Raw genomic sequence first — 18534 nt, 5'->3', positions numbered from 1 at the left:
TCTCTCCGCGACCGCCCTTCGTGTCTGTCGGCGGCCTCCCGTGCCGTTCCCGGCTTTCGACGGCCCCCGTTCCCGGCTCCGGCGGTCGTCCGCGGCTGTCCCGGCTGTGCGATGGGCGGCCTGTTCCCGCGGGGTGCGAGCCCTGGGCCTACAGCGATGTGAGATGACCCGGGCTGGACTGCCTGGGCAGCAACGGGGGTTCGTACGCCGCCGATCCGGGCTCCAGCGCCAGTACCGCGGCGACGGGATGGTCGTCGTCCACCCGGGCACCGTCCGTGGCCGGCTCGGGTGCCGAGCGCGAGAGCGTCACCACGCCCCAGCCCGCGATCGAGGCTCCCACGAGCGCGAGCAGGACGCCCGCCGCGCCACCCTGGAGGCGTTCGCCGAGCAGCGACAGCCCGATCGCCGCCGCCGCCAACGGGTTGGCGAGCGTCACGACGGCCAGCGGGGCGCCGAGTCCGCCCTGGTACGCGGTCTGCGACAGGAGCAGTCCGGCCGCCGCGAAGGCGGCCACGAGCAGGGCCACGACGACCACCTGGGCGCTCAGCGGCGAGTCCGAGCGGTCCGTCGCGGCCACCGTCACCGTCTGGGTGAGCGCCGAGGCCACGCCGGAGGCGAACCCGGCGGACGTCGCGTGCCGCAGGCCCGGCCGCGCACCCCGCGTCAGGGCGCCGATCAGCACGGCGGTCGTGCCGGCGACGGCCACCGCCTGCGGCAGGCTGAGCACATCGTCGGGCGCGGGCCCGGACGCCGTGACGAGCAGGACGCCGAGACCGATCAGGGTGAGCCCTGTGCCGCGCCACTCGACCGCGCTGACCCGCCGTCCGGCGACCCGCGCGCCCAGCGGCACCGCGGCCACGAGCGTGAGCGCCCCGAGCGGCTGGACCAGCGTGAGCGTTCCGTACTTGAGGGCCACGACGTGCAGCAGCGCCGCGCCGGCGTTCAGCGTCACCGACCACCACCAGGCGCCGCGGGCCAGCATGCCCAGGGTGCTCGTACCGGAGGACCGGGCGGCGAGCCGCTCCTGGGCGACGGCCGCGGCGGCGTACGCGGCGGCGGAGAGGAGGGACAGGGCGACGGCGGCGAGGGTCGGGTTCATCGTCCGGCTCCCACGAGCCCGGGCAGATCCCGTACGGGGCGGCCGGCGAGGTCGGGTTCCCGGTGCCGTCGCGCGGTCGTCGCCGTCCGGTGCGGCGGGTGCACCACGGCGAGGGCGACGCAGAGCAGCGCGGTCGCGACGATCGCGTCGAGCCAGTAGTGGTTCGCGGTGCCGACGATCACCAACAGGGTGAGCGACGGGTGCAGCAGCCACAGCGCGCGCAACCGTGACCGGGTCGTCGCCATCAGGCCGATCGCGACCATCAGCGCCCAGCCGAAGTGCAGCGACGGCATGGCCGCGAACTGGTTCGCCATCGCGTCGGCCGCCGGGTCGGCGCCGTACACCGTGGGCCCGTACATCTGGCCGGTGTCGACGAGGCCCGCCTCGGCGAGCAGGCGCGGCGGTGCGAGGGGGAAGGTGAGGTGCCCGACCAGGGCGGCGGCGGTGACCAGGGTGAGGACCCGCCGGGCCCACACGTAGTGCGCCGGGCGCCGCAGGTACAGCCAGACCAGGAAGGCTGCGGTGGCCGGGAAGTGGACGGTCGCGTAGTAGGTGTTCGCGAGGTGCGCGAGCGCATCGCTGTGCAGCAGCGCGCCCTGCACGGCGCCTTCGTCGGGCAGACGCAGGAAGCGTTCCCAGCCCCACAGGCGATGGGCGTCGGCGAAGGCCTCGTCGGTACGGCCGGTGGCCAGCAGGCGGCCGGCCTTGTACACGGCGAAGAGCCCGACGACGTACACCAGTTCGCGCAGCAGCGGCGGGCGCTCCACGGTGCCGTGCGGGTGCGGGTGTGTCTGGATGGCCGCGTCGCGCGACGCGGCGGCGGGTATGGCCGCGTCGGGCGGCTCCGGCTCTGCCGCGGACCCGGACGGGTCCGCGGCCTCGGTTCGGGAATCCATCCCCGGTCCCCTTGCTGACGGTCTCGTGTAAGTGGTGCGTGGTGAGCCCGGGACAGCATCCACGAGGCCCCTAGTGCGGGGGTCGAGTGGATCCTGTCCGAAGCTCATCGATACGGGAGTGTACCGATACGGCACTGTACCGATACGGGAGTGTACCGATACGCAGCCGTACCGGTACACTCCCGTATCGATTACAGTGGTGCAAGACCGCATCGCCACCATTCGGATTCAGCGAGGGGAAGCGTCATGACGTCGCAGGCCGCGGACGGACCGGAGACGGTCGCCGCCTCGCGCCGCTCCAAGATCACGCCCGAGCGTGAGCAGGAGTTCTACGACGCCGTGCTCGAGCAGATCAGGGAGAACGGCTACGAGGCGCTCACCATGGAGGGCGTCGCCGCCAGTACCCGGTGCAGCAAGTCCACGCTCTACCGTCAGTGGAGGACGAAGCCCCAGTTCGTCGCCGCCGCACTGCGCAACAACCGCTGCCCGCGCTTCACGGGGATCGACACCGGCTCGCTCGCCGGAGACCTGCGCGAGGCGGCCAGGGCCGCGGGCGACTGGTCGGCCCGGGACAGCGCGCAGCTGCTGCAGGGCCTCGGCAACGCCGTGATGCAGGACAAGGAGCTCCAGCAGGCGCTCCGCGACGCGCTCGTCGAACCAGAGGTCGCCGCGCTGAGGCAGATGATCGGCCGTGGCGTCGAGCGCGGCGAGGTCGCCGCCGACCACCCGGCACTGGAGTTCGTTCCGGCCCAGCTGCTCGGCGTCTCGCGCGTGCGCCCCCTGCTGGAAGGCCAGTACGCGGATGCGGCGTACCTCACACGGTTCGTGGAGGCGGTCGTGCTGCCGGCACTCGGCCTCACCTGAGACTCAGGCCGCCGTCCGCGGGATGACGGACGCCGGCCTGTCATGCGCCGCACCGTGGGGACGGGGGCGGCGCGCACCCACCGGCCGGGTGGGGTTCCCCTTGAGCGGAGGGGAGCCCCACCCGGCCGCGTTTTTCGTCCATCGGCACCGCGGACGGGGCGGGAGTGCCGTGCGCCGCGCGGCCCGAGAGAGGGGCCCGTGGCGACCTCGGTGGCCGAACGGGACCCGGACGCTCCTACACCTTCTGCCCGTTCCCGCCGGCCCCGGCCGCCACCTTGATGCCCTTGGTGATCGTGTCGATCACCGACTGCTCCGGGGCCTTGGGGCTGACGTCGACGCCGAAGCGGACGACGACCAGCGAGGAGGAGTCGGCCGGGGAGGGGAACACCAGCGATTCGACGTAGCCGTCGTCGCCCTTGCTCGTCACGACCTTCCAGCGGACCAGGTAGCCCTTCTCCCCGGCGACCGTGACCGCCTTCGAGGCGAGCTGGGTGTGCGAGGTGATCGAGCCGTAGCCCTTGCCGTACGACTCGGTGGCGTTCTTGGAGATGTCCTCCTTGGCCGCGGCCTCGGGCGTCGTGGACTTCAGCTTCAGCGCTGTCGCCGGGGCCGAGTAGGCACCGCCGCGCTGACAGTTCTGTGTGGTGTCGCCGGGGCACTTGTAGGTGTCCTTGGTGGCGACCGAGGCGGTTCCCGCGCCGCTCTTGCCGGTCCAGTCGTCCGGCACCGGGATGCTGATGCCGTAGTACACGTCCGTGGCGTAGCCGTCCTCGGTCGGCGGCCGGCCCGACTCGCCGGGTTCCGGCGTCTCGCCGCCGGAACCGCCACGGTCGCCCGGGGCACCGCTCGGGCCGCCCGAGCCGTCGGGTCCGCCCCGACCGTTCGGCCCGCCGGGGCTCCGGGAGCTCGCGCTGCCGCCTCCGCCGTCGTCCTTGGTCAGCGCGTACACGCCGCCGCCGATGCCCGCGAGGACGGCGAGGGCCGCCACGACGGCGATGCCCGTGCGCAGCCCGCGCCGCGGGCTGGTGGGGGCCAGCGGCGGATACGGTCCGACGGCCGGCGCGTACGCCGGGGGACCCCACGGGGCGGCCGATCCGACGGGGCGGACCCGGTCCGTCCATGCCCTGCCGTCCCACCAGCGTTCGGTGGGGGGAGCGTCATTCGTCTGCCCGGGGTCGGGATACCAGCCGGGGGGAGTCACCTGCGTCATGGGGCCACCGTATGAGCCCAGGGTGAAAGGCGGATGAGAGGGTTCCCGCTGAAGTCCGGTCCGGCAGCTTTTCGGCTGATTCCCGGGGGTTTCCGGGAGGGCGGAAGGGGCCGGTGCCGGTGACTCCGGAGCCCACCGCATCCCGGCCCGCCCACCTCGCCACGTCAAGTGCCCCGCCCGCCTCGACCACCTCAGGCGCCCCGCGTCCACCTCGTCCACCTCATGGGCCCGGCCCGCATCAGGGACCTTGCCCGCCTCATGCGTCCCGCCCGCCTGACGCGCGAGCAGCCGTCGGGAGCCGCGGGCGGCCAAGGGCGGTCGCGACGACCGTCCGCGGGCGCGGCTCCCCAGGCGGGGTTCCGGGGGCGGGTGGCCCGGGCCGGGAAGCGCGCGGGGGACGGTCTCGGGCGTGGGGGCACCCGTACACCGGTTCCTTCCCGGGGGCGGGGCCACCGGACCCGTCCCGTGGGTTCGCGGACCCAGCCCCCGGCGCGGCCCACAGGGGGAACTCACCTTCGTTTTCAATACTTCTGACTGCAGGTCACTTCTCCGAGGGCTGGTCGGAGCCCGGCGGCGTCGACTCCGGGACCTCGCCGTCACTCGTCTCGGCAACTGCTGCCCGGTCCCGCCTCCACCGCGGCTTTCGGGAGGCTACGCTCAGGGGAGTTACGTCGTTTGGGCGACCTGGGGAGGTAGCGGGATGACGCAGGTACGGCCAGGAACGGCCGCCTCGGCTTCCCTGTGGGAGCGCGACGAGGAGGTCGCCACCATCGAAGAGGCGATCACCGCGCTGCGCGCGGATTCTGCGACCTCGGGCAGTCTGCTGCTGGTCAGCGGCGAGGCGGGGCTAGGCAAGACCGCCCTCCTCGCGGAGACCCGCCGGATCGCGGAGCGCGAGGGCTGTGCGGTGTGGTCGGCACGCGGCGGCGAGACCGTCACGTCCGTCCCCTTCAACGTCGTACGGCAACTGCTCCAGCCGGCCCTCGTCTCGCTGCATCCGGAGGAGGCGCGCGAGTACCTGGGCGACTGGTACGACATCGCGGGCCCCGCCCTCGGCATAGCGGAACCGGGTGACCGGCAGCCCGACCCGCAGGGCGTCTGCGACGGCCTGGTCGCCGCCGTGCGCCGGCTCGCCAAGCGGGACTGGCCCCTCGTCCTGCTCATCGACGACGCCCGCTGGGCCGACCAGGAGACCCTGCGCTGGCTCGCCGCGTTCGCGGAGCGCCTCGACGACCTGTCCGTCCTCGTCGTGGTCGCCCGCAGGCTGGGCGGGGTCAGCGGTGAGAGCGCCCGGCTGCTCGACGCGGTGGCCGCGGTGGCCCGTCCGATCTCCACCCTGAGCGCGCTGACCCCGGCCGCGGCCGAGGGCCTGACCCGCGCCACGATCGGCGAGCACGCCGACGCGCCGTTCTGCCGTGAGGTGTGGGCGGTCACCGGCGGCAACCCGTACGAGACCGTCGAACTGCTCGCCAAGGTCCAGGACAGCGAACTGGAGCCGAGCGAGGGCTCGGCCGCCGAACTGCGCGCCCTGAACAAGTCGGCCCGCGGACGCGGACTCGTCGCCCGGCTGGAAGGGCTCGGTATCGACGCCACCCGGTTCGCCTGGGCGGCCGCCATCCTCGGCACCGGGATCTCCCTCGACCTCGCCGCCCAACTCGCGGGAATGCCGGACGAAGAGGCCAACCGCTGCGCCGAACTGCTGGGCGCGGCGCGCATCCTGACCGCGGCCCCGTCCGCGAACGGCCACGGACCGGACGGCGACCTGGAGTTCGTGCACCCGCTGATCGCGACGGCGGTCTACCGCTCGATCCCGGACGCCCTGCGCACGGCGATGCACGGCCAGGCGGCCTGGGCGGTCACCGAGTCCGGACGCGGCGCGGCCGCCGCCTCCCGCCATCTCCTCGAAGTGCACCCGGACGACGATCCCGAACTCGTCGAGCAGATGCGCGAGGCCGCCCGCGAACACCTCGCCGTCGGTGCCCCGGACGCGGCCCGGCGCTGTCTCGAGCGCGCGCTGAAGGAACCGCCGCTCCCCGAGACGCACGCGCGGGTGCTCTACGAACTGGGCTGTGCCACGCTGCTGACCGCGCCGTCCACGACCATCGGCCATCTGCGGGCCGCACTCGAACGGCCCGGCCTGGAGAACACCGAACGGGTGGACGCCGTCTTCCGGCTCTCCCAGGCGCTGCTTCACAACAACCAACTGGACGAAGCCGTCCGCACGGTCGACGAGGAGGTCGAGCGGCTGGAGCCGGGAAGCGCCCGGATGCGGCTCCAGGCCGTCCACTACATGTGGGAGGGCATCCACGCGGGCGAGGAGCGCTCCGGACACTCGAGCGGTCTCGCGGAACTCGTCGCGACCTGCACCGGGCGCGACAACTCCGAGCGCGCGCTCCTCATACTGCGCGGCTTCGACGCGATGACCCGCGGCGAGAACGCCGAGGAGGTCGTGGAACTCTGCGACCGGGCCCTCGTCAACGGCCGCCTCGCCCCCGGACTCGCCTGGACCGACACCGAGTGGGGCGTCGAACTCCTCCTGATGCTGGGCAGCGCGTACGCCTACGCGGACCGGCTCGACCGGGCCGAGAGCCTGTTCAGCGAGGCCCTGCACGCCTATGTGAAGGCGGGCTGGAGCGGCGGCCACCTCTCCCTGGCCAACGCCTATCTCGGACTCGCCCACCGCAGACGAGGCCGCCTCGCCGACGCGGAGCACCTTCAGCGCGAGTCGCTGCGGCTCGCCGAACGGGTCGGGCGCGGGCTCCCCCTGTACTGGTCGGCGACCTGCGGGCTCATCGACACCCTGCTGGCCCGCGGGCACGTCCAGGAGGCCGCGGAGATCGCCGAGCGCTACGGCTTCGCGCCGCCGTACCCGTCCACGATCGTCCTGCCCGACACCCGTTCCGTGCGCGGCCGGCTGCTGCTGGCCGTCGGACGGACGAAGGAGGGCATCAACGAACTGGAGGCGGCGGAGAAGGCCTCCGCGGCCCGGGGCCACCACAACACGGTGCTCGCGCCCTGGGCCGTCGACCTCGCCAGGGCGCTCGCCTCGGAGGACCCGTCCCGTGCCGCCGCCCTGGCGAGTGACGCCCGTCGCCAGGCCGAGCGGTTCGGTACGGACACGGCGATCGGTGAGGCCCTCCGCTGCGCCGCGGCCCTGGAGACCGGCCAGCGCGCGGTCCGGCTGGCGGCCCAGGCGGTCACCTATCTGGAGGCCTCTCCCTGTCAGTACGAACACGCGGCGGCCCGTATCGAGTACGGCATCGCGTCCCGCTCGGTGACAGAGGTCAACAAGGGCCTGACGCTGGCGCGCGCCAGCGGCGCGGACGGTCTGGTGGCCAAGGCGGAGGCGGCACTGGCGAACCTGTAGCGCGCGGTGGTCCCGGCCGGTGGCCGCGCCTCGGTGCCGAGGCGCGTCGCCCGGTTCGCCCGAGCCGGTCACCTCGCGCGGCCCCCGCCCGCCAGGTCACCCCTCGTCCGAGCCGCCCTCGGTGTCCTCCTCCGCCAGCACCCGCTGGGCCACCGCGAACGCCGCGTTGGCGGCCGGGACGCCGCAGTAGACCGCGTTCTGGAGCAGTACCGCCCCGATCTCCTCGGGCGTGAGTCCGTTGCGCCGAGCCGCGCGGACGTGCATCGCCAGCTCGTCGTGGTGGCCGTGCGCCACCAGCGCGGTCAGCGTGATCATGCTGCGTTCGCGGCGCGTCAGTGTCGTGTCGGTCCAGATCTCGCCCCAGGCGTAGCGCGAGATGAAGTCCTGGAAACGGGCCGTGAACGGGCTCTGGCGTGCCTGCGCGCGGTCGACGTGCTCGTCGCCGAGGACCTGCCGGCGGACCTCCATGCCGCGCCGGGCTCCGCCTGCCGAGAAGTGTGCCTGCAGGGCCGTCAGCACGGCTTCCGGGCACTGCGCGGGAGCCAGGTGGGAGGCGCCCGGGATCTCGACGAGGGCCGCGCCCTGCACCGCGTCCGCGATCTCCCGCAGATGCGCGGGCGGCGTCGCCGGGTCCTCGCGCCCGGCGATCAGCAGGGTCGGCACGGTGATCGACGCGAGCCGGTCCCGGATGTCGAACGCCGCCAGGGCGTCACAGCAGGCGGCGTACGCCTCCGGGTCGGCGCCGCGGTGGTCCTCGATCAGCTCCGGCACGGTGAAGCCGGCGGTGAACCATCGGGTGTCGGCGGTCGCGGCGACGGGCGCGAGACCCTCCCGGCGGACCAGCTCGGCCCGCTCCTCCCACGGCCTCGACCCGTTGAAGTGGGCCGAGGAGCAGATGACGGCGAGCGAGGACAGCCGCTGCGGGTGGTGGACCGCCAGGTGCAGGCCCACCGCGCCGCCCAGGGACACCCCGGCGTACGAGAAACGTCCGATGCCCAGCGAGTCGGCCAGCTCCAGCACGAGCGCCGCCAGGTCGGCGACCGTCGCCCCGGGGCCGATCGGGCCGGCCGGTGAGCCGCCGTGCCCGGGCAGGTCCCAGCGCACCACCCGGTGGGTGACGGACAGTTCGGGCGCGACCTTGTCCCACAGGGCGTACGACGTACCGAGCGAGGGTCCGAGGAGCAGCGGGGGAGCGGAGGTCGCCCCCTCGACGCGGTGGTTGAGCAGCTGCACGGTCAACGTCGCTCCAGAGCACGGTCGGTGAGGACTCCGGCGGAGCCCGTGTAGTGAGTGGGGTCGGTGAGGTCCGCCAGGTCGACGCCCGGGAGGTCCTCGAGACCGGGCTCCTCGTCGAGCACCTCCACCAGCGGGCGCCGCTCGGTGACGGCCCGCTCGGCGGCCCGGGTCAGCAGCTCCTTGGCGCGTGCCCGGCCGAGCACCGGGGCCAGTTCGGCGGCCAGGCGCTCGGACACGATCAACCCATGGGTGAGGCCCAGGTGTTCACGCATGGCACCGGCGTCCACCCGCAGACCCTCGGCCAGTTCGGCCGTGTCGCGGGCCGCCCCGCCGACCAACCGGAGCAGATCGCGCAGGGGTTCCCACTCGGCGTGCCAGGCCCCGGCCGGCCGTTCGTCCTCGGCGGCCAACGAGCCGTACAGGGTGGCGGCGAGGAGCGGGGCGCGCCGGGCCGCCGCGGCCACGAGGGTGGCCCGCACCGGGTTCGCCTTGTGCGGCATCGCGGACGAACCACCGCCGGACCCCTCGGCCAGCTCGGCGATCTCGGTGCGCGAGAGGGTCAGTACGTCGACGGCCGTCTTGCCGAGCGCGCCCGCCGTGAACGCCAGGACCCCGGCCAGATCGGCGATCGGTGTGCGCAGCGTGTGCCAGGGCAACACGGTCTCGGCGAGGCCGAGTTCGCGGGCGTACGCGGTGGTCAGGGCCCGGGTGTCGTCCGCTCCGAAGGCGGTGAACGCGGCCAGGGTGCCCGCCGCGCCACCGAGTTGGGCGGGCAGGGCGGCGCGTACGGCCCGTACCCGGTCCCTGGCGTCGAGCACCAGGGAGCGCCACCCGGCGGCCTTCAGGCCGAAGGTCGTCGGCACCGCGTGCTGGGTGAGCGTGCGTCCCGCGAGCACCGTGTCCCGGTGCTCCTCGGCCAGTCGGGCCAGCGCCCGCCCGGTCCGCTCCAGGTCGCTCAGGACCAGGTCCAGGGCCCGGGCCGCCACGAGCATGGTGGCCGAGTCCAGGATGTCCTGGCTCGTCGCGCCCCGGTGGACGTAGGGGCCGAACTCCGGGGCGACGGCCGCCGTCAGGTCCGCGACCAGCGGGATGACCGGGTTGCCGCCGCCACGTGCGCGCAGCGCGATCGACGCGAGGTCGAAGTCCGCCGCGCCGGCCGCCGAGGACACCGCCGTCGCGGCGCCGGCCGGGGCGAGTCCGAGTGACGCCTGGGCCCGGGTGAGCGCGGCCTCCGCCTCGAGCATGGCCCGCAGGTAGGCGGTGTCGCTCGTCGCGGCCGACGCCGGGGAACCCGCCCGGCCGGGGGCCAGCAGGCCGTCGTCGGAGGCGTCGGGGCCGGCAGCTGTCACGGGAACTCCAGGAAGACCGTCTCGCCCTCGCCCTGAAGGCGGATGTCGAAACGGTACGTCCGCGCCGTCTCCTCGTCCGCGATCAGCGTGGCGCGCCGCCCGGCGGGCAACGCGTCGAGCAGCGGGTCCGTGCCGTCGGCCAGATAGGCGCGGGTGAACAGATGGTGCGTCAGACCGCGCGCGAACACGCAGACGCTGATGTACGGAACCCCGGCGTTCCCCGGTGGCAGCGTGTGCAGCGCGTAGTGCCCGTCGGCGTCGGTGGGCACGCGGCCGAAGCCCGTGAAGTCGACGCCGTTGCGGCCGAGGAAACCGCCGGTCGAGGGGTCGCGGCGGAGCGAGCCGGGGGTGCCCGTCAGGGAGCCGTCGGGCGCGGCCTGCCAGAAGTCCAGCAGGGCGTCGGGGACGGGCGCGCCCGCGCCGTCGAGGACGTGACCGTGCACGGTGATCGTGTCGGGGTGGTTCCGGGGCGCGATGTCTCCGCCGTCGGGGAAGGGCAGGGCGTGCCCGTAGAAGGGGCCGATGGTTTGGGAGGGGGTGGGGAGCGGTCGCTCGGTCATGCTCGACGGCCTTCCTCGATCCAGGTGGCGGAGGGACCGTCGAGGACGATGTCCCATTCGTAGCCCAGGGAGAACTCGGGCCGCGAGAGATCATGGTGGTAGGTGGCGATCAGCCGGTCGCGGGCCGCCTCGTCCGTCACCGACCGCAGGATCGGGTCGTGGCGGAACAGCGGGTCGCCCGGGAAGTACATCTGCGTCACCAGCCGCTGGGTGAACGCCGTGCCGAAGACCGAGAAGTGGATGTGGGCGGGCCGCCACGCGTTGGTGTGGTTGCCCCAGGGGTACGGTCCCGGCTTGATCGTGGTGAAGACGTACCGCCCCTGATCGTCCGTCAGGGTGCGCCCCACGCCGGTGAAGTTGGGGTCGAGCGGGGCCGGGTGCTGCTCGCGCAGATGGGCGTACCGTCCTGCGGCGTTGGCCTGCCAGATCTCGACGAGCTGGCCGCGCACCGGACGGCCCTCGCGGTCGAGCAGCCTGCCGGAGACGGTCATCCGCTCACCGATCGGCTCGCCCCGGTGCTGGAGGGTGAGGTCGTTGTCGATCTCGGTGATGTCGGTGACACCGAAGACCGGGCCGGACAGTTCGACCGTCTCCGGGTCGCCGCCGCTCACGGGGACCAGTGGCTGTTTCGGGTGGCGGAGCCGGGTGCTGCGGTAGGGCGGGTAGTCGCGCGCGGGGTGGTGGAGCACGGGCGCGCCGCCGCCGACCGCCTTGTCGTACGCGTCCTGGAGATCCTTGATCTCGACGTCGATGTCCGACTGGGTCCACGTCATGGCCGACTTCCTGGTGTTCGAGGACGAGAGGGCGCGGTCCGGGCCCACGCCGGGGAGGGGGGATGACGACACCGGCTCCGAGGCCCGTGGGGGCGGCTCGGCGGGCGTCGTGGCGGCGGGCCGGGCACGGGGGGTCATGAGGGGATCCCGTCCGCGACACGGAGCTCGGCGGCGGTCCGCGCCGCGACCTCCCCGGCCGTGACACCCTGCGCGGTCTCCACCAGCAGCAGGCCCTCGGGGGTGATGTCGAGGACGCCGAGGTCGGTGATGATCCGGTTCACGCACGCCTTCCCGGTGAGGGGCAGTTCGCACTCCCGCAGGATCTTGGGGGAGCCGTCCTTGGCGGTGTGGGTCATCACCACGATGACCGTACGGGCCCCGTGGACGAGGTCCATCGCGCCGCCGATGCCTGTGATCATCTTTCCGGGTACGGCCCAGTTCGCCAGGTCGCCCCCGGCCGAGACCTGCATCGCGCCGAGTACGGCGACATCGATGTGACCGCCGCGGATCATCCCGAAGGACAGCGCGGAGTCGAAGTACGAGGCGCCCGGCAGGACCGTGACGGTCTCCTTGCCCGCGTTGATGAGGTCGGGGTCGACCTGGTCCTCGGTCGGGTAGGGGCCGGTGCCCAGGATGCCGTTCTCCGACTCCAGGACCACCTCGACGCCCTCGGGAAGGTGGTTGGGGATCAGCGTCGGCAGGCCGATGCCGAGGTTCACGTACTGGCCGTCCGCGAGTTCGCGCGCGGCGCGGGCGGCCATCTCCTCCCTGCTCCAGGCCATCAGCCGTTCACCGTTCCGTCCGGCGCGGACCTCGAGAGCGTCCGCTTCTCGATCATCTTGGCGCTCGCCTGCTCGGGGGTCAGGGCCACCACGCGCTGGACGAAGACGCCGGGCAGATGTACCGCGTCCGGGTCGATCCCGCCGGGTTCGACCAGTTCCTCCACCTCGGCGATCGTCACCCGGCCCGCCATCGCGGCGAGCGGGTTGAAGTTCCGGGCGGACTTGTTGAAGACGAGGTTGCCGTGCCGGTCGCCCTTCGCGGCCCGGACCAGGGCGAAGTCGGTGCGGATGCCGCGCTCCAGCACGTACGGGGTGCCGTCGAACTCGCGCACCTCCTTCGGCGGGGAGGCCAGCGTGACGCCGCCGTGGCCGTCGTACCGCCAGGGCAGCCCGCCGTCGGCGACCTGCGTGCCGACTCCGGCGGGGGTGTAGAAGGCGGGGATCCCGGCGCCGCCCGCGCGCAGCCGCTCGGCCAGCGTGCCCTGCGGGATCATCTCCACCTCCAGCTCGCCGGCCAGGTACTGCCGGGCGAACTCCTTGTTCGCGCCGATGTACGAGCCGGTGACTCGGGCGATGCGCCCGGCGGCGAGCAGGATCGCGAGCCCGGAGCCCATGGCCCCGCAGTTGTTGGAGACCACTCCGAGCCCCTGGACGCCCCGCTCGTGGAGAGCCTCGATCAGCACGTTCGGGACACCGCCGAGGCCGAATCCGCCGACCGCCAGTGTCGCGCCGTCCGGTACATCGGCCACGGCCTCCAGGGCCGTGGCGATCACCTTGTCCATCCGTGAAGCCTCATCTCTCCCGAGTGTCCAGCGACAGAATTAATCAGGGCACTGATTAATTCTCCGAGGTTCCCGACACGCTGCCACCCGGACACGGGTCCGTCAAGGCTCCTTCTGAGTAAGGGATCAGAGGAAGGGGAGGTGCCGGGACAGGGTCGGAGCGGGAAGGTATCGTTCAGTGCACCAACGAATTCGACACCGGTGTGCCGTCGTTGTGGGCACGCACCGGACCCGAGGAGGGCGCATGGCCGCGGTGGACCTCTCCACCCACCCCGGGCACCTGGCCCGGCGACTGCAGCAGGCGCACTACCTGCTGTGGAACACGATGGTCTCCGAGGAGATCACCTCGCCCCAGTTCGCGGTCCTGAACGCGCTCGTCGCCGAGCCCGGCCTCGACCAGCGCACGGTGGGGGAGCGGGTCGGGCTCGACCGGTCCACCATCGCCGAGGTCATCAGCCGGCTGGGGCGCCGTGACCTGCTGGACAAGGTGCGCGATCCGCAGGACGGACGGCGCTTCCTGCTCCGCCTGACGGACGACGGGCTGCGTACCCACCGCAGGCTGACCGTCCGCACCGCGCGCATGAACCAGGTCTTCCTGGCCCCGCTCTCCGCCGCGGAGCAGACCCTCTTCCTCGACCTCATCCAGCGGGTCTCGGACGCGGCCGAGGGGCTCCGCAATCCCGTCGAACCCCTCGGCGCGCGGAGATAGACCCGCCGGGCGCGATCCGGCGGGGCCGGGCAGGGACACGGGGGCCGGCGTGGGCCGGACCCCGCGTGCCGCCCTCACGCCTTGGCGAAGACCACCCACACCTGCCCACGGGCGAAGTTCATCGGTCCGCCGTCCGTCGTCGTGAACCGCGTGCCGTCGGAGGCCCCGGGCCGCGACCAGTTCGCGTCGAAGGCCCGGCCGTCGCGCAGCACCCGCGCGGTCCCCGAGCCCACCGTCTCCGTGTACGGCGTGTTGTTGCCGAGGAAGTCGTGGTACTTGGACTGGCGCACCTTCACGTACTGGATGACCACCGTCGCCGGGGCCACCGAAGCCCCCTCGGCCGTCACCGTCGGCGTGCCGTCCATGGCCACGAGCCAGCGCTTCCGCTCGGCGGACCAGGTGAAGGTGAAGCGGGCCGACGGGAAGCGGACCGTGCGGGAGTTCTCGGGGGTACCGCCCGCGGGCGCCGCGCCGAAACGGAAGCCCGTCGTCAGCGCGTCCTCGCCCGGCGCCGGGCCCACCAACTGCCGCGGGCGCAGATACAGGTTGTGCGGAGCGGCCTTCCCCCCGCCCCGGTACCAGGCGCCCGTCACCTTTCCGGGCACCTGGGGGTGGAGCGGAGCGCCGTCGATCAGCGGCAGCAGCTTGCGCTGGGCCCCGGAGAACGCGAGCGTCGGGTCGTCGAACTGTCTCAGCAGCTCCAGATCCGACTCGCGGGCACTGCGCACGGGCCCGACCGCCTTCGGCAGCCTGCTCGCGAACACCGCCATCAGCCTGCTCAGACCGCCCTCGACCTGTTCGGCGTACACCACGTCCGCCGCGTCGAGCCCTGTCTGCGGGCGGGCCGCCGGGACGTTGTCGATCTTCACCGCGAGTACGGAGCCGGTGTCCGGCCTGCCCGTCCCGCTCTCGTCCGGGCTCGGGCTCCGGCTCCGGCCCGGGTCCGGCGCTCGCCCGTCGTCGCCCGGTCCGCCCCCCGTGGTGCAGCCCGTCATCAGGGAGCCCGTCACGGTGACGGCCAGCAGTGCCGCCGTCCAAGTGCCGCGCCGCATCCGCACCATCTCTCGCATGCCCACCGTGCCACCCGTCCCGTTTCTTCGATTGTCAGTTCATCGGTTCATCAGTTCATCGGTGGCCATACCCGATCGTTTCCGGTTGTGTGCGTCGAGTGAGCTGATCGGCTCAGCGGAATGGATCGGGCAAGGACGGACGGGGCCGCGGACGCGTTCGTTCCCCGTCCGGCGCGTCAGTCCGGCGGCCCGAGGATCTCCGCGAGGTCGTAGCCGACCGGCTCGCCCATCTGGCCGTACGTGCAGCTCTCGGCGGTGCGGTCGGGGCGCCAGCGGCGGAAGCGGGCGGTGTGGCGGAACCGTACGCCGTTCTCCATGTGGTCGTACGCCACCTCCGCCACCCGCTCGGGCCTGATCGGCACCCAGGACAGGTCCTTCTTCGCCGACCATCTGCTAGGAGCGCCCGGCAACCGCGCCGTCTCGTGCGCCGACTCCTGCGCCCAGGCCGCCCACGGATGCTCCCCGGCGTCCTCCAGTCGCAGGGGCTCCAACTCGTCCACCAGTTCGGCGCGCCGCTTCATCGTGAACGCGGCGCTCACCCCCGCGTGCTGGAGCGTGCCCGCGTCGTCGTACAGGCCGAGCAGCAGTGACCCGATGACCGGCCCGCTCTTGTGGAAGCGGTAACCGGCGACGACCACATCCGCCGTCCGCTCGTGCTTGATCTTGTACATGGCCCGCTCGTCGCGCAGGTACGGCAGCGTGAGCGGCTTCGCCATCACCCCGTCGAGCCCCGCACCCTCGTACTTCTCGAACCACCGCTCGGCCACCTCGCGGTCCGTGGTCGCGGGTGCCACGTGCACCGGCGCCGTCACCCCGGACAGCGCCGTCACCAGCCGTGCGCGCCGGTCGCCCAGCGGAACGTCGAGCAGCGATTCGTCGGCCAGCGCCAGCAGGTCGAAGGCGACGAAGGAGGCGGGCGTCCGCTCGGCCAGCGTCCGCACCCGCGATTCCGCCGGGTGGATCCGCTCCGAGAGCGCGTCGAAGTCGAGCCGCCCGTCGCGGGCGATCACGATCTCCCCGTCCATCACGCAGCGCTCCGGCAACCGCTCCCGCAACGCCTCGACGAGCTCCGGGAAATACCTGGTCAACGGCTTGCCGGTGCGACTGCCGAGCTCCACCTCGGCACCGTCACGGAACACGATCGCCCGGAAACCGTCCCACTTCGCCTCGTAGTGCATGTCCGGCGGGATCTTCGCCACGGACTTGGCGAGCATCGGTTTCACGGGCGGCATCACCGGCAGGTCCATGATTCGATTCTGCGCGGCCGCGGGGGCATCCGCCCGGTGTGCGGCGTGTGCGTGCTGCGCCTACGGTGGCTCGCATGGGCGATGCGGTGGAACTCGAAGCGGCCGGCAGGAGCGTACGCCTGTCCAGCCCGGACAAGGTCTTCTTCCCGGAACGCGGCTTCACGAAGCTGGACCTCGCCCAGTACTACCTGGCCGTCGGCGACGGCATCCTGCGCGCCCTGCGCAACCGCCCCACCACGCTGGAGCGCTACCCGGACGGAGTGGACGGCGAGTCCTTCTTCCAGAAGCGGGCGCCCAAGAGCATGCCCGACTGGATCCCGACCGCCCACATCACCTTCCCCAGCGGCCGCAGCGCCGACGAGATGTGCCCCACCGAGCCCGCCGCCGTGCTGTGGGCCGCCCAGTTCGGCACGCTCACGTTCCACCCGTGGCCGGTCCGCCGCGACGACGTCGACCGCCCGGACGAGCTGCGCATCGACCTCGACCCGCAGCCCGGCACCGACTACGCCGACGCGGTGCGGGCCGCCCACGAACTGCGCGAGGTCCTGCACGAGTACGGCGACCTGCGGGGCTGGCCCAAGACCTCCGGGGGGCGCGGGCTGCACGTCTTCGTGCCGATCGCGCCGCGCTGGACCTTCACCCAGGTACGCCGGGCCGCCATCGCCGTCGGGCGCGAACTCGAACGCCGGATGCCCGATCAGGTGACCACCACGTGGTGGAAGGAGGAACGGGGCGAGAAGATCTTCGTGGACTACAACCAGACCGCGAGGGACCGCACCATCGCCTCCGCCTACTCCGTACGCCCCCGCCCGCACGCCCCGGTCTCCGCGCCGCTGCGCTGGGACGAGGTGGAGGACGCGCGGCCCCGGGACTTCGACCTGGCGACCATGCCTAAGCGGTTCGCCGAACTCGGCGATGTGCACGCCGACATGGACGAGCACGCCTTCTCCCTGGAGGCACTCCTGGAACTCGCCAGCCGTGACGAGCACGATCACGGCCTCGGCGACCTCCCGTATCCGCCCGAGTACCCGAAGATGCCGGGCGAGCCCAAGCGGGTGCAGCCCAGCCGCGCCAGGCGCGAGGACGAGTAGCCACCGAACTCCTCGTCCCGCGTGTGGTGTCGGGCGGGACGGAAGCAGGGCAGGACGGAAGCAGGGGCAGGGCGGGAGCAGGGCAGACCCTGGTCCGGCCTGTCGGGGGTGCGGCGGCGCAGGGACACACGGGCGCGGAGACGCGGGACGCTGGGACACGGGTGCACGGAGACACAGGAATCCGCGGATCCGGTCGACTCCCCGTCGGGGAGCCGTCGATGGGGCCGCCGGAACCGGCGAAGGCCCTGGCACGAGGTCGATCTCGTTGATCGGTGGGCATGCCCACGGAGCGGGCGGCGGCGCGGCTATCCTGATCCACATCCGTCGAGGAGGTGCCCTGAGGTGACCGGGACAGCGTCGCGCCCCACGCTGGAGTCCGTGGCCGCGCGGGCCGGGGTCTCCCGAGCCACCGCGTCGAGGGTCGTGAACGGTGGGGACGGGGTCCGTGAGCCGCTCGTCGAGCGGGTGCGCCGGGCCGTCGAAGAACTCGGGTACGTGCCGAACCAGGCAGCCCGCAGCCTGGTCACCCGGCGCCACGACGCGGTCGCCGTCGTCATCGCCGAGCCGGAGACCAGAGTCTTCGCCGACCCCTTCTTCGCGCTCCAACTCCGGGGCATCAGCAAGGAATTGACGGCACACGACTCCCAGCTCGTGCTGCTCCTCACGGAGGGCCGCGACGACCACGCGCGCGTCGCCCGCTATCTCGCCGGCGGCCATGTCGACGGCGCCCTCGTCTTCTCGCTGCACCTCGACGACCCGCTGCCCGGTCTGATCCACGGCGCGGGCGTGCCCACCGTGTTCGGCGGGCGGCCCGGCTGGGGGCAGGGCGTTCCCGAGGCGGTGTACGTCGACTGCGACAACCGGGGCGGTGCCCGGCAGGCCGTTCGGCACCTCCTCGGTCTCGGGCGCACGCGGATCGCCCACATCACCGGTGCCCTCGACCAGACGTCCGCGGTCGACCGGCTGGACGGCTTCCGGGACGTCATGCCCGACGCCGATCCGGCACTCGTCGCGCAGGGGGACTTCACGCCCGCCGGCGGTGAGCGGGCGATGCGGGAACTGCTGGAGCGCCGTCCCGACGTCGACGCGGTGTTCGTGGCGAACGACCTGTCGGCCCTCGGCGTGCTGCGGGTGCTGCGCGAGCAGGGCAGACGGGTGCCCGAGGACGTCGCCGTGATCGGATTCGACGACATGCTGCCGATCGCCGAGCAGATGGATCCGCCGCTGACGACGGTCCGTCAGGACATAGAGGAGATGGGCCGGTTGATGGCCCGGCTGCTGATCAGCGGTCTGGAGGGTGGCGCCGGAGCGGAGGGGCCGGTGTCCGAGTCCTCCGGTGTGGTCCTGCCGACGACTGTGGTGCGACGGGTCTCCGCGTAGGTCTCCTCGAGCTTGACCTCGGCTTCGCTCCCGGTCCTCGTGACCGGAGGGACGGACGGGCGGGTGGAGGGAACGCGATGGACGGCACGGACCGTGGCGGTCAGGAGGCGGTCAGATGG

16 protein-coding genes are annotated in these 18534 nt (G+C 73.0%); 5 read left to right on the top strand and 11 right to left on the bottom strand.

The features are described 5' to 3' along the window. Positions 1–148: 148 nt before the first annotated feature. Together ACFYW7_RS10665 and ACFYW7_RS10660 are read right to left on the bottom strand one after the other, a co-directional pair. Positions 149–1099 carry a hypothetical protein gene (locus ACFYW7_RS10665; protein ID WP_389500259.1) on the bottom strand — a complete coding sequence of 317 codons (951 nt, stop codon included), beginning with the start codon at positions 1097–1099 and terminating at the stop codon, positions 149–151. Then, on the bottom strand, positions 1096–1995 hold the full coding sequence (locus ACFYW7_RS10660; RefSeq protein ID WP_389500256.1) for a phosphatase PAP2 family protein: 900 nt from the start codon (positions 1993–1995) through the stop codon (positions 1096–1098). The genes ACFYW7_RS10665 and ACFYW7_RS10660 overlap by 4 nt, the downstream gene beginning before the upstream one ends. Before the next feature lie 246 nt (positions 1996–2241). Between ACFYW7_RS10660 and ACFYW7_RS10655 the strand changes: the two genes are divergently transcribed. Beyond that, entirely contained in the window at positions 2242–2859 is a 618-nt protein-coding gene (locus ACFYW7_RS10655) for a TetR/AcrR family transcriptional regulator (RefSeq protein WP_389500254.1), read from the top strand. A 235-nt stretch (positions 2860–3094) separates the two neighbouring features. Here ACFYW7_RS10655 and ACFYW7_RS10650 read toward each other — a convergent pair whose 3' ends face one another. Further along, positions 3095–4069, bottom strand: coding sequence for a DUF2510 domain-containing protein (locus ACFYW7_RS10650; RefSeq protein ID WP_389500252.1), 975 nt, complete (start codon positions 4067–4069; stop codon positions 3095–3097). Positions 4070–4769: 700 nt separating this feature from the next. Here ACFYW7_RS10650 and ACFYW7_RS10645 point away from each other — a divergent pair. After that, positions 4770–7436 carry an ATP-binding protein gene (locus tag ACFYW7_RS10645; protein ID WP_389500250.1) on the top strand — a complete coding sequence of 889 codons (2667 nt, stop codon included), beginning with the start codon at positions 4770–4772 and terminating at the stop codon, positions 7434–7436. Positions 7437–7532: 96 nt separating this feature from the next. Here ACFYW7_RS10645 and pcaD read toward each other — a convergent pair whose 3' ends face one another. The 6 genes from pcaD to ACFYW7_RS10615 all read right to left on the bottom strand — a co-directional run bounded on the left by pcaD (position 7533) and on the right by ACFYW7_RS10615 (position 12918). Then, positions 7533–8675: a 3-oxoadipate enol-lactonase gene (gene pcaD / locus ACFYW7_RS10640; RefSeq protein WP_389500248.1), complete on the bottom strand. Its 1143-nt coding sequence runs from the start codon at positions 8673–8675 to the stop codon at positions 7533–7535. Beyond that, on the bottom strand, positions 8672–10021 hold the full coding sequence (gene pcaB / locus ACFYW7_RS10635; protein WP_389500246.1) for a 3-carboxy-cis,cis-muconate cycloisomerase: 1350 nt from the start codon (positions 10019–10021) through the stop codon (positions 8672–8674). Before pcaB ends, pcaD begins: the two co-directional genes overlap by 4 nt. Next, complete coding sequence (pcaG, locus tag ACFYW7_RS10630) at positions 10018–10581, bottom strand: protocatechuate 3,4-dioxygenase subunit alpha (protein ID WP_389500244.1); 564 nt, start codon at positions 10579–10581, stop codon at positions 10018–10020. Before pcaG ends, pcaB begins: the two co-directional genes overlap by 4 nt. Continuing rightward, positions 10578–11354 carry a protocatechuate 3,4-dioxygenase subunit beta gene (gene pcaH / locus ACFYW7_RS10625; RefSeq protein ID WP_389500241.1) on the bottom strand — a complete coding sequence of 259 codons (777 nt, stop codon included), beginning with the start codon at positions 11352–11354 and terminating at the stop codon, positions 10578–10580. Before pcaH ends, pcaG begins: the two co-directional genes overlap by 4 nt. Before the next feature lie 134 nt (positions 11355–11488). Beyond that, complete coding sequence (locus ACFYW7_RS10620) at positions 11489–12136, bottom strand: CoA transferase subunit B (protein ID WP_389500238.1); 648 nt, start codon at positions 12134–12136, stop codon at positions 11489–11491. Further along, complete coding sequence (locus ACFYW7_RS10615) at positions 12136–12918, bottom strand: CoA transferase subunit A (protein ID WP_389500235.1); 783 nt, start codon at positions 12916–12918, stop codon at positions 12136–12138. Before ACFYW7_RS10615 ends, ACFYW7_RS10620 begins: the two co-directional genes overlap by 1 nt. Before the next feature lie 244 nt (positions 12919–13162). Between ACFYW7_RS10615 and ACFYW7_RS10610 the strand changes: the two genes are divergently transcribed. Next, positions 13163–13627, top strand: coding sequence for a MarR family winged helix-turn-helix transcriptional regulator (locus ACFYW7_RS10610; RefSeq protein WP_389500233.1), 465 nt, complete (start codon positions 13163–13165; stop codon positions 13625–13627). A 74-nt stretch (positions 13628–13701) separates the two neighbouring features. On the opposite strand, the gene ACFYW7_RS10605 is transcribed toward ACFYW7_RS10610, so the two are convergent. Beyond that, positions 13702–14697, bottom strand: coding sequence for a DUF3048 domain-containing protein (locus ACFYW7_RS10605; RefSeq protein WP_389500231.1), 996 nt, complete (start codon positions 14695–14697; stop codon positions 13702–13704). Positions 14698–14873: 176 nt separating this feature from the next. Then, positions 14874–15944 carry an ATP-dependent DNA ligase gene (locus tag ACFYW7_RS10600; protein ID WP_389500229.1) on the bottom strand — a complete coding sequence of 357 codons (1071 nt, stop codon included), beginning with the start codon at positions 15942–15944 and terminating at the stop codon, positions 14874–14876. Positions 15945–16018: 74 nt separating this feature from the next. Between ACFYW7_RS10600 and ligD the strand changes: the two genes are divergently transcribed. Then, positions 16019–17035, top strand: coding sequence for a non-homologous end-joining DNA ligase (gene ligD / locus ACFYW7_RS10595; protein ID WP_389500227.1), 1017 nt, complete (start codon positions 16019–16021; stop codon positions 17033–17035). 342 nt (positions 17036–17377) lie between these two features. Further along, positions 17378–18415, top strand: a complete 1038-nt coding sequence (locus ACFYW7_RS10590) for a LacI family DNA-binding transcriptional regulator (RefSeq protein ID WP_389500224.1) — start codon at positions 17378–17380, stop codon at positions 18413–18415. Positions 18416–18534 lie beyond the last annotated feature (119 nt).

The sequence above is a fragment of the Streptomyces sp. NPDC002580 genome (assembly GCF_042889485.1).
In the GTDB taxonomy this organism is placed as follows: domain Bacteria; phylum Actinomycetota; class Actinomycetes; order Streptomycetales; family Streptomycetaceae; genus Streptomyces.
This window is presented reverse-complemented; position numbering and strand designations above follow the sequence as displayed.

What these genes read in the sequence shown, in the direction of transcription:
- pcaG (WP_389500244.1), bottom strand. Translation starts at nt 10,581, where the DNA reads ATGACCGAGCGACCGCTCCCCACCCCCTCCCAAACCATCGGCCCCTTC.
- ACFYW7_RS10605 (WP_389500231.1), bottom strand. Translation starts at nt 14,697, where the DNA reads ATGCGAGAGATGGTGCGGATGCGGCGCGGCACTTGGACGGCGGCACTG.
- ACFYW7_RS10655 (WP_389500254.1), top strand. Translation starts at nt 2,242, where the DNA reads ATGACGTCGCAGGCCGCGGACGGACCGGAGACGGTCGCCGCCTCGCGC.
- ACFYW7_RS10645 (WP_389500250.1), top strand. Translation starts at nt 4,770, where the DNA reads ATGACGCAGGTACGGCCAGGAACGGCCGCCTCGGCTTCCCTGTGGGAG.
- ACFYW7_RS10665 (WP_389500259.1), bottom strand. Translation starts at nt 1,099, where the DNA reads ATGAACCCGACCCTCGCCGCCGTCGCCCTGTCCCTCCTCTCCGCCGCC.
- ligD (WP_389500227.1), top strand. Translation starts at nt 16,019, where the DNA reads ATGGGCGATGCGGTGGAACTCGAAGCGGCCGGCAGGAGCGTACGCCTG.
- ACFYW7_RS10615 (WP_389500235.1), bottom strand. Translation starts at nt 12,918, where the DNA reads ATGGACAAGGTGATCGCCACGGCCCTGGAGGCCGTGGCCGATGTACCG.
- ACFYW7_RS10650 (WP_389500252.1), bottom strand. Translation starts at nt 4,069, where the DNA reads ATGACGCAGGTGACTCCCCCCGGCTGGTATCCCGACCCCGGGCAGACG.
- ACFYW7_RS10620 (WP_389500238.1), bottom strand. Translation starts at nt 12,136, where the DNA reads ATGGCCTGGAGCAGGGAGGAGATGGCCGCCCGCGCCGCGCGCGAACTC.
- ACFYW7_RS10660 (WP_389500256.1), bottom strand. Translation starts at nt 1,995, where the DNA reads ATGGATTCCCGAACCGAGGCCGCGGACCCGTCCGGGTCCGCGGCAGAG.
- ACFYW7_RS10600 (WP_389500229.1), bottom strand. Translation starts at nt 15,944, where the DNA reads ATGGACCTGCCGGTGATGCCGCCCGTGAAACCGATGCTCGCCAAGTCC.
- pcaH (WP_389500241.1), bottom strand. Translation starts at nt 11,354, where the DNA reads ATGACGTGGACCCAGTCGGACATCGACGTCGAGATCAAGGATCTCCAG.
- ACFYW7_RS10610 (WP_389500233.1), top strand. Translation starts at nt 13,163, where the DNA reads ATGGCCGCGGTGGACCTCTCCACCCACCCCGGGCACCTGGCCCGGCGA.